Source organism: Microbacterium sp. ISL-103 (genome assembly GCF_018613995.1).
Classification (GTDB): Bacteria; Actinomycetota; Actinomycetes; order Actinomycetales; family Microbacteriaceae; genus Microbacterium.
In genome coordinates, this window is the sequence record NZ_JAGGPD010000079.1 from 1 (window position 1) to 1,600 (window position 1,600).

Sequence of the window (1,600 nt, forward strand, 5' to 3'; positions counted from 1 at the left end):
GGATGTCGATCGGATGCACGCGGGTGCGCACGGCCACGAGTGCGGTCGCCCGCAGGCCCCGCCCGCGAGCGCCGGCGAGGCGTCGCGCATCGGCACCGCGGACCCGACGGATCTCGGCGAGGTCGAACTCCCAGATGCCCCGGCCCGTGGCCGCGACGAACAGGCGGTCGTCGAACCAGGCGAGACCCCCGGCGTGGATCGCCGCCGGCTGCAGCTCGCCGTCCTCTTCGACCGCGAGCAGCACGTCGAGGTGGCGGGAGCGGTCGAGGTCGACGAAGGCCACCCGCGATGCGAGGTGATGCCCGTCGAGCTGCTGACGGAACCAGCTCACGGCGAGAGTGCGCCTGCCGTGCCAGAGACCCAGGTCGATGCCCTGCGGGTACCAGCGGCGTGTCCACGTGCGTGCGCTCAGCCACCGCAGGTCTACCGTGGTGCGACGCTTCTGCCGCACGGGGCGCCAGGTGGTACCGAAGGGCCAGAGCATGCACCCATCGTCGCCGATCGGGCAGTGAGGTGCGAATCCGGCCCGGCCGGCGTCCCGCCGCCACCGTGACCGCGTCGCACCGCGTCACCGTGCGTTCACCCGCAGGTCCCCGATCGGCAACGAAGTGCTGAGACCATGCCGAGACCGTCGACCCGGGGAGTTCTGTGCGCACACCGCTCGTCACCGTCATCCTGCCCGCCAAAGACGCCGGGGCGTACATCGGCACCACGCTCGAGACTCTGACGCGGCAGTTCGACGACCCGTCTGCGCTCAAGCTGGTGGCCATCGACGACGGGTCCCGCGATGACACCGGCATCCTGATGCGTCGTTACGCCGAGCGCTTCCCGCACGCCGAAGTGATCGTCAACGCGCGGCCGCACGGACTCGCGAGCGCGCGCAACCAGGGCCTCGCGCACGTCGAGGGAGAGGCGTTCTGCTTTCTCGACGGAGACGACTGGATGCAGCCGCAGCGGCTCTCGGTGCTCGCCCGGCGGCTGCGCGAACTGGACTGCGACATGATCCGCACCGATCACGTCACGGTGAAGGGCGGGCTGCGCACCCTCGTTCAGGCGCCGTACCCGTGGCGGGAGGCCGTCGCCTCACCGCGCGCGGCGATCCTGCCCGAGAACGAGCCGACGATGGTCGACTACCCGTTCGCATGGGCGGGCATCCTGCATCGCCGCCTGATCGACGACGGCCTCGCGCAGTTCACCCCCGGCCTCTTCACCGCCGAAGACCGACCGTGGATCTGGCGGCTGCACCTGCACGCGCGGTCGTTCGCCGTGGTCGACGCCCCGGCGCTGCTCTATCGGCGAGGGGTGACGACGTCGCTCACGCAGGTGCGGGATCGTCGCCAGCTCGACTTCGTGCGAGCGATGGGCGAGGTGCTCGACATCGTCGCCGCGGATGCCGAGGCCGACCGGTTCCTGCCGAAGGCGGTGTGGACCGTGCTGGCGCTGAGCTCCCGGCACCTCGTGCGTGCACGACGGATGGCCCCCGCCCTGCGTGCCGAGATGCGCGCGGGAATCCGTGGTCTTCTCGCACGGCTGCCGGAGGAGGAGGCGTCGTCCGTGCTGGCGCGTCTCGACGGGCCTCGGCGACGGGTGCCCGCTCCGC

At 71.6% G+C, this 1,600-nt stretch carries 1 protein-coding gene and 1 pseudogene; one reads left to right on the forward strand and one right to left on the reverse strand.

The features are described from left to right. A pseudogene (locus J7E68_RS03550) lies at positions 1-484 on the reverse strand (hypothetical protein); the annotation flags it as partial. A gap of 164 nt (positions 485-648) precedes the next feature. Between J7E68_RS03550 and J7E68_RS03555 the strand changes: the two are divergent. Continuing rightward, the coding region (locus J7E68_RS03555; protein ID WP_215169913.1) for a glycosyltransferase family 2 protein at positions 649-1,600 on the forward strand (952 nt) is incomplete at its 3' end.